This is a genomic window from Bacillus proteolyticus (genome assembly GCF_001884065.1).
GTDB classification, from domain to species: Bacteria; Bacillota; Bacilli; order Bacillales; family Bacillaceae_G; genus Bacillus_A; species Bacillus_A proteolyticus.
In genome coordinates this window covers 1-7505 of the sequence record NZ_MACH01000045.1, presented here as the reverse complement: position 1 = coordinate 7505, position 7505 = coordinate 1, and the positions used below count along the sequence as shown (strand labels likewise).

Annotated in this window: 6 protein-coding genes and 1 other annotated feature; of the genes, 5 read left to right on the top strand and 1 reads right to left on the bottom strand. The window is 37.6% G+C overall.

The genetic code is table 11. The features are described 5' to 3' along the window. Positions 1-70: 70 nt before the first annotated feature. On the bottom strand, positions 71-1072 hold the full coding sequence (locus tag BAQ49_RS04460) for a YaaC family protein (protein WP_071744335.1): 1002 nt from the start codon (positions 1070-1072) through the stop codon (positions 71-73). 115 nt (positions 1073-1187) lie between these two features. Between BAQ49_RS04460 and guaB the strand changes: the two genes are divergently transcribed. The 5 genes from guaB to serS all read left to right on the top strand — a co-directional run bounded on the left by guaB (position 1188) and on the right by serS (position 7333). After that, complete coding sequence (gene guaB / locus BAQ49_RS04455) at positions 1188-2651, top strand: IMP dehydrogenase (protein ID WP_000264087.1); 1464 nt, start codon at positions 1188-1190, stop codon at positions 2649-2651. 113 nt (positions 2652-2764) lie between these two features. Continuing rightward, the gene (locus tag BAQ49_RS04450) at positions 2765-4075 is read left to right on the top strand and encodes a D-alanyl-D-alanine carboxypeptidase family protein (protein ID WP_175546525.1); all 1311 of its coding nucleotides are present in this window, start codon (positions 2765-2767) and stop codon (positions 4073-4075) included. A 159-nt stretch (positions 4076-4234) separates the two neighbouring features. Then, positions 4235-5122: a pyridoxal 5'-phosphate synthase lyase subunit PdxS gene (gene pdxS / locus BAQ49_RS04445; RefSeq protein WP_000186161.1), complete on the top strand. Its 888-nt coding sequence runs from the start codon at positions 4235-4237 to the stop codon at positions 5120-5122. A 19-nt stretch (positions 5123-5141) separates the two neighbouring features. Continuing rightward, positions 5142-5732 (top strand): pyridoxal 5'-phosphate synthase glutaminase subunit PdxT, encoded by a 591-nt coding sequence (pdxT, locus tag BAQ49_RS04440; protein WP_071744333.1) that lies wholly within the window; start codon positions 5142-5144, stop codon positions 5730-5732. Positions 5733-5786: 54 nt separating this feature from the next. Then, positions 5787-6007 (top strand) — a binding site (T-box leader). A gap of 51 nt (positions 6008-6058) precedes the next feature. Beyond that, the gene (gene serS / locus BAQ49_RS04435; RefSeq protein WP_071744332.1) at positions 6059-7333 is read left to right on the top strand and encodes a serine--tRNA ligase; all 1275 of its coding nucleotides are present in this window, start codon (positions 6059-6061) and stop codon (positions 7331-7333) included. The last annotated feature ends 172 nt before the right edge of the window (positions 7334-7505 follow it).

The following is a 7505-nucleotide window of genomic DNA, read 5'->3' as shown; positions in this document are numbered from 1 at the left end:
GGACCTTGTCCCTGTGAGAGTAGGACGTCGCCAAGCAACTAAAAACACAAGTCTTTTGACTTGTGTTTTTTTATTTCCCATGAAATAGGCCCGGTTCTGCTAGTAAAAACGCTGAAATATAGTAAGGGATTTTTTGAGCAGAAATATTAAGAAATTGATAAATAAATGGGTAGTCTTCAGAGCCATAGCTTCCAAGTAAGTCATACCACCAATCCGTTTCATACCTAGAAATCATGCTTAAATTATAGAGCAATAAATAATGAACGAGAAGTTCGGGTAATACGGGTTTAGGATTTCTAGGGTCAGTCGTAAGTGGTAAATAATAAGTATTAGAAAGCTGTTCATAGTATAAAGGAGTACTATACATAGGATTCCATGATTGAATAGGCGCTGAAAAAAATACATTCGATGCATCATTTTTTTCAGGTATGTGTTGTATTGATAAGTGTTTACAAGTTGTTTCAATATAACGAGAAAATCTCTCTTTAGTCATATGTAATCGATCTAGTATGTTGACTGGAAAGGAGAGCTCATTTTTATTTGTTGAATTGATTTTATATAATGTTGTTCCTTTTTGACTATAACGAAATAAATGTTGTAACTCAGGAATTTTCCCCAGTAACTCTAACATGTTAAACTTTTCTGTTTCCAAGTGTTTCATGTGAAACAGTTGTTCTGCGGCATGAGTAAATAGTCCATTTTTCTGTATTTTCACTTCATCTTCTAAAAATTGATATCCCTGTTTTTTTCGCTTACGGGTCGTCACCCCGTGTGCTAAAACAGTTGTTGATTCGGGATAGTTTGGATTAACGGTTAATAAACAGGCTTTAAAAAGTTGACCCATTCCATAAAATAACAACATTGGCTGAATGGAAAATGGAGCTGTCTTATATAATTCATAATAATTTTTACCGTGTTCTAAGTAATAAATAAACGGATAACAATTTTCAAAACTTTTTTTTTCGGCATCTTGAATCGAGGATTTTTCATAACAACGGGCAAGATAATGTTGTACATTTTGAGATGAAAAGAAGAAACTTAATTGTTGCCAAGCACAAGATGTATGATGCATATATTACGCTCCTTTTATTGTCTAAAAATTCTAACATATATATACGTCCTTGACAGTATTTTAACCAATTGATAAGCTACTAATAATAATTTCTGGTATCATGGGGGGAACAATTATGTGGGAATCTAAATTTGTTAAAGAAGGTTTGACTTTTGATGATGTATTACTTGTACCAGCAAGGTCAGATATATTACCAAGAGAAGTAAGTGTTAAAACAGTTTTATCTGAAAGCTTACAGCTAAACATCCCGTTAATTAGTGCAGGAATGGATACAGTAACAGAAGCTGATATGGCCATTGCAATGGCTCGCCAAGGTGGTTTAGGAATCATTCATAAGAATATGTCTATTGAACAACAGGCAGAGCAGGTTGATAAGGTAAAACGCTCTGAAAGCGGCGTTATTTCAGATCCTTTCTTTTTAACTCCAGAACATCAAGTATACGATGCAGAACACCTTATGGGAAAATATCGTATCTCAGGTGTGCCAGTTGTAAATAATTTAGATGAGCGAAAATTAGTCGGTATTATTACAAACCGTGATATGCGTTTCATCCAAGACTACTCAATCAAAATTTCTGACGTAATGACAAAAGAACAGTTAATTACAGCTCCAGTTGGTACTACACTGGAAGAAGCTGAAAAGATCCTACAAAAGTATAAAATTGAAAAGCTCCCTCTTGTTGATAATAACGGTGTATTACAAGGGCTTATTACAATAAAAGATATTGAAAAAGTAATTGAATTTCCAAACTCTGCAAAAGATAAGCAAGGACGCTTATTAGTTGGAGCGGCAGTTGGTGTAACGGCGGATGCCATGCTTCGTATTGACGCATTAGTAAAAGCAAGCGTAGATGCAATTGTACTTGATACAGCTCATGGACACTCTCACGGCGTTATTGAAAAAGTAAAAGAAGTTCGTGCAAAATATCCATCATTAAACATTATCGCTGGAAATGTTGCTACAGCTGAAGCAACAAAAGCATTAATTGAAGCTGGTGCAAACGTTGTTAAAGTTGGTATCGGACCAGGTTCTATTTGTACAACACGCGTTGTAGCTGGCGTTGGTGTACCACAATTAACAGCAGTTTATGATTGTGCGACTGAAGCTCGTAAACACGGCATTCCAGTTATTGCAGATGGCGGTGTTAAGTACTCTGGTGATATGGTTAAAGCTTTAGCGGCAGGAGCACACGTTGTTATGTTAGGTAGTATGTTTGCCGGTGTAGCTGAAAGCCCTGGAGAAACTGAAATTTACCAAGGTCGTCAATTTAAAGTATACCGTGGAATGGGTTCTGTTGGAGCAATGGAAAAAGGAAGTAAAGATCGTTACTTCCAAGAAGGAAACAAAAAACTTGTTCCAGAAGGTATTGAAGGACGGGTACCATATAAAGGACCTTTAGCAGATACAGTTCATCAATTAGTTGGTGGATTACGTGCAGGTATGGGATACTGCGGAGCACAAGATTTAGAATTCTTACGTGAGAATGCACAATTTATTCGTATGTCGGGTGCTGGTTTACGTGAAAGCCATCCTCACCATGTGCAGATTACAAAAGAGGCTCCAAACTACTCATTATAATGTCTTATATGTAAATAGACGGAGATTTGATATCTCTGTCTATTTTTTTTTGATTATGTTAGAATAACGGTTATGTGAGTACATAGATATTGGGGGTAGCAAAAGTGAAAGGTATGTTTTGCAAAAGATTCATTGCGTTGGTAACAGTGCTTACAATAGCTTGTAGCATGCTTGTACCATATAGCAATGCATCAGCAGAAACAGGAGCCGCTTTAAACATTGAAGCAGGTGCGGCAATTTTAGTAGAAGCGAATTCTGGGAAAATTTTATATCAAAAAAATGCAGATGAGTTATTATCAATTGCTAGTATGACAAAAATGATGAGTGAATACCTAGTGAACGAGGCAGTTGCGAAAGGGAAACTAAAATGGGATCAGAAAGTTAAGGTTTCTGAATATGCGTATAACATTTCGCAAGATCGTTCATTATCGAATGTGCCTCTACGAAACGGTGAGTCTTATACAGTAAAAGAGTTATACGAAGCAATGGCCATTTATTCTGCTAATGGTGCAACAATAGCGCTAGCTGAAGCGGTTGCTGGAAAAGAAGTAGAATTTGTAAAAATGATGAATGATAAATCGAAAGAGTTTGGATTAAAAAATTATAAGTTTGTAAATTCTACAGGCTTAACGAACAAAGATTTAAAGGGACACCATCCTGAAGGGACAACTCCAGATGAAGAAAATAAAATGTCTGCGAGAGATGTAGCAATTTTAGCACAACGTCTTATTCAAGATTTCCCTAAAACATTAGACATAGCAAAAATTTCAAAAAAAGTATTCCGTGAAGGTACTCCGGATCGAATCGAAATGTCTAACTGGAACTGGATGTTAAAAGGGCTAATTAAGGAATATGAAGGCGTAGATGGCCTGAAAACAGGATCAACTCCAGAAGCAGGAGATTGTTTCACTGGTACGATTGAAAAAAATGGTATGCGTTTCATTTCTGTAGTTATTAAAACAAACTCTCATACAGCAAGATTTGATGAGACAAAGAAATTATATGATTATGGATTTGCTAATTTTGAAATAAAGAAAATGTATGAAAAAGGTTCTTCGGTCAAAGGAAAAGAAACAGTAAGAGTAGAAAATGCGAAAGATAAAGATGTAGCAGTTCAAACGAGACAAGCTGTTTCACTTCCAGTGCCAAAAGGAAGTAAAGATGTTTATAAAACAGAATTTAAAGAAGGAAATAAGGGACAAGAAGCACCTATTAAAAAGGGAGGTTCACTTGGCCAAATGGTAATAACGCCGAAAGATGGTAATGATCCTGGATTTTTATCAGGAAAATCATTGCAAGTTGACCTTGTAACAAAATCTGAAGTAGAAGAAGCAGGTTGGTTTACACGTTCTATGCGCGGAATTGGTTCTTTCTTTGGTGGTATGTGGAATAGTGCTGTTGATACAGTAAAAGGTTGGTTTTAAAAGCTCCTCATTGTAGGAGCTTTTTCTTATTCCTATTTTTCATACCGACTTTATGAAAAAGTAGTGGACAAGCATCAGATAGTTAGTGGTAGAATGTAAGAGTATTCTTAATTTTCTTCTTTAACGGGGAAAGCAATTCACCTAGGGGGGTTTTTGTACATGACAAATGTAACAGGGACAGAACGTGTAAAACGTGGAATGGCAGAAATGCAAAAAGGCGGCGTTATTATGGACGTAATTAACGCTGAGCAAGCAAGGATTGCAGAAGAGGCAGGCGCAGTTGCTGTTATGGCATTAGAGCGTGTACCTGCAGATATTCGTGCAGCAGGTGGCGTTTCTCGTATGGCAGATCCAACAATTGTTGAAGAAGTTATGGGTGCTGTGTCAATTCCGGTTATGGCAAAATGCCGTATCGGTCACCTTGTAGAAGCACGTGTATTAGAATCATTAGGGGTAGACTATATCGATGAGAGTGAAGTATTAACTCCTGCTGATGAAGTATACCATTTAAATAAACGTGATTACACAGTTCCGTTTGTATGTGGTTGCCGTGATATCGGAGAAGCTGCACGTCGTATTGCAGAAGGTGCATCTATGCTTCGTACAAAAGGCGAACCAGGAACAGGAAACATTGTAGAGGCAGTGCGTCATATGCGCCAAGTCAATGCAGAAATCCGTCAAGTTGCAAGTCTACGTGAAGATGAGTTAATGACATATGCAAAAAATACTGGTGCTCCTTATGAAGTACTACTTGAAATTAAACGCCTTGGTCGCTTACCAGTTGTAAACTTTGCAGCAGGTGGTGTAGCAACACCAGCAGATGCAGCGTTAATGATGCAACTTGGTGCTGATGGTGTATTCGTTGGATCTGGTATCTTCAAATCAGAGAACCCAGAGAAATTTGCACGTGCAATCGTTGAAGCAACGACTCATTATGAAGATTACGAACTAATTGCAAGCCTTTCTAAAGGATTAGGTAATGCAATGAAGGGTATCGAAATTTCAACGTTATTACCAGAACAACGCATGCAAGAGCGTGGATGGTAATTAAAGGAGATTCTTTAAAATGGTGAAAATCGGTGTACTAGGTCTTCAAGGTGCAGTTCGTGAGCATGTAAAATCAGTTGAAGCAAGTGGTGCAGAAGCTGTGGTTGTAAAGCGTATAGAACAACTTGAAGAGATTGATGGTCTTATTTTACCAGGCGGTGAAAGTACAACAATGCGCCGTCTTATTGATAAGTATGCTTTCATGGAGCCTCTTCGTACATTTGCGAAGTCTGGTAAACCAATGTTTGGTACATGTGCAGGAATGATTCTTCTTGCGAAAACACTGATTGGCTATGAAGAAGCACATATTGGTGCTATGGATATTACAGTCGAGCGCAATGCGTTCGGACGTCAAAAAGATAGCTTTGAAGCCGCGCTTTCAATGAAAGGTGTGGGGGAAGACTTTGTTGGTGTATTTATCCGTGCTCCGTATGTTGTAAATGTAGCTGATGATGTGGAGGTACTTTCTACGCATGGCGATCGAATGGTAGCGGTAAGACAAAATCAGTTTTTAGCTGCTTCTTTCCATCCAGAATTAACGGACGATCATCGTGTAACAGCATACTTTGTCGAAATGGTAAAAGAGGCGAAAATGAAAAAAGTTGTATAAGTAACTTGCAACTTGTATAAGATTATAGTAAATTGATGGTAACAATTTTATAAAATAAGCGTGTTGATAGGAAGTAGTAACAGATGTTGTTTCTTATAGAGAGTCGATGGTTGGTGGAAATCGATAGAAACAGTTTGTGAATCCATCCTGGAATGGAATGTGGAATATCTTTGGATTAGTAAGCATTCCCGGTGAAGAGCCGTTATTTCTACTTGAGAGGAAAGCGGTAGTGCTTTCAACTAGGGTGGCAACGCGGGTTAACTCCCGTCCCTTTGTATAGGGACGGGAGTTTTTTGTGTTTTATAAAATAAAAGGAGGAGTATATAATGCTTGATATTAAATTTTTACGTACGAATTTTGAAGAAGTAAAAGCAAAATTACAGCATAGAGGCGAAGATTTAACAGATTTTGGTCGCTTTGAGGAACTTGATACGAGAAGAAGAGAGCTACTTGTTCAAACAGAAGAACTAAAAAGTAAACGTAACGAAGTATCTCAACAAATTTCAGTATTAAAGCGTGAAAAGAAAGATGCGGAAGCTCTAATTCTAGAAATGCGTGAAGTTGGGGAAAAAGTAAAAGATCTTGATAATGAGCTTCGTACAGTTGAAGAAGATTTAGAGCGATTAATGCTATCTATCCCAAATATCCCTCATGAATCTGCTCCGGTAGGTGAAACAGAAGATGATAACGTAGTAGCACGTGATTGGGGAGAAGTGAAAGAATTTACTTTTGAGCCAAAACCACATTGGGATCTTGCTACAGATTTAGGGATTTTAGATTTTGAACGTGCTGGGAAAGTAACAGGAAGTCGCTTTGTATTTTACAAAGGTGCTGGTGCAAGACTAGAACGTGCTTTAATTAGTTTCATGCTTGATCTTCATACTGACGAGCATGGATATGAGGAAGTATTACCTCCTTATATGGTAAACCGTGCAAGTATGACAGGAACAGGGCAACTTCCAAAGTTTGAAGAAGATGCATTCCGTATTGAAAGCGAAGATTATTTCTTAATCCCTACAGCTGAAGTACCTGTAACGAATATGCATCGTGATGAGATTTTAAGTAAAGAGCAATTACCGATACGATATGCTGCATTTAGCTCTTGCTTCCGTTCTGAAGCAGGTTCTGCGGGTCGCGATACACGTGGTTTAATTCGCCAACATCAATTTAATAAAGTTGAGCTTGTAAAGTTCGTGAAACCAGAAGATTCTTACGAAGAGTTAGAAAAATTAACAAATGATGCAGAGCGCGTGTTACAATTATTAGAGTTGCCATATCGCGTTATGAGCATGTGCACAGGAGATTTAGGCTTTACAGCAGCGAAGAAATACGATATTGAAGTATGGATTCCAAGCTATGGCACATATCGTGAAATTTCTTCTTGTAGTAATTTCGAGGCTTTCCAAGCGAGACGTGCAAATATCCGTTTCCGTCGCGAGCCAAACGGAAAACCAGAACATGTTCATACATTAAACGGATCTGGTCTTGCAATTGGACGTACGGTTGCAGCTATTTTAGAGAACTACCAGCAAGAAGATGGTACAATTATAATTCCAGAAGTTCTTCGCCCTTATATGGGAGGAAAAACAGTTATTAAGTAAATTTAAACATTCATCGGTATGAGTGATTGGTAATTATGAGCGTTGTCATTACTATAATGTAGGAGAGGGAAAGTAAAATTTTCCTTTCCTCATAATTTATTTTAGTAGGGTTGACTAACTGTTTTTCTTTTGATATTATATTTGATGTCAATATGGAGGTATACCCAAGTCT

Coding starts and splice junctions, on each gene's coding strand:
- BAQ49_RS04460 (WP_071744335.1), bottom strand. CDS start 1,072: ATGCATCATACATCTTGTGCTTGGCAACAATTAAGTTTCTTCTTTTCA.
- guaB (WP_000264087.1), top strand. CDS start 1,188: ATGTGGGAATCTAAATTTGTTAAAGAAGGTTTGACTTTTGATGATGTA.
- BAQ49_RS04450 (WP_175546525.1), top strand. CDS start 2,765: ATGTTTTGCAAAAGATTCATTGCGTTGGTAACAGTGCTTACAATAGCT.
- pdxS (WP_000186161.1), top strand. CDS start 4,235: ATGACAAATGTAACAGGGACAGAACGTGTAAAACGTGGAATGGCAGAA.
- pdxT (WP_071744333.1), top strand. CDS start 5,142: ATGGTGAAAATCGGTGTACTAGGTCTTCAAGGTGCAGTTCGTGAGCAT.
- serS (WP_071744332.1), top strand. CDS start 6,059: ATGCTTGATATTAAATTTTTACGTACGAATTTTGAAGAAGTAAAAGCA.